General features: G+C 69.8%; 1 protein-coding gene. It reads left to right on the plus strand.

The features are described 5' to 3' along the window. Nucleotides 1-560 (plus strand): DUF1349 domain-containing protein (locus CUC05_RS24200; RefSeq protein WP_114476347.1); only part of this gene is annotated, 560 nt, incomplete at both ends.

The raw sequence follows: 560 nt of genomic DNA on the forward strand, positions 1-560 counted from the left end.
GTGGCATCGACCCCACCCGCTGGACCGTCGTCGACCCCCTCGGCGACGGCACCGTCACCGCCACCGGCCAGGGCACGTCCGACGCCACCGCCGACCTCACCGTGCCCGCTGGCACCAGCCACGACCCCTGGAACACCAACCGGGCGCTGCGCATCGTCCAGCACGTCGACGACACCGACATGGACCTGCGACTGAAGTTCGACTCCATCCCCACCGCCAAGTTCCAGACCCAGGGACTGCTGGTGGAGCAGGACGCCGACAACTGGATCCGCTTCGACGTCCACCACAACGGCACCCAGCTCCGCGCCCTCGCCGCCACCACCACCGACGGCACCACCCAGGCCCGCCTGTTCACCGGTCTCCCCGGTACCGGCCCCACCTGGCTGGACATCAGCAGGATCGGCGACGTGTGGACCTACGCCGTGTCCACCGACGGCATCCAGTTCACCACCATCGGCAGCTTCGAGCACATCCTGACCGCCACCACGGTCGGGCCGTTCGCCGCCAACCACACCCCCAACCCCGCCCACACCGCGTCGGTCGACTGGATCCAGAACGCC

This window comes from Euzebya rosea (genome assembly GCF_003073135.1).
Lineage (GTDB): Bacteria > Actinomycetota > Nitriliruptoria > Euzebyales > Euzebyaceae > Euzebya > Euzebya rosea.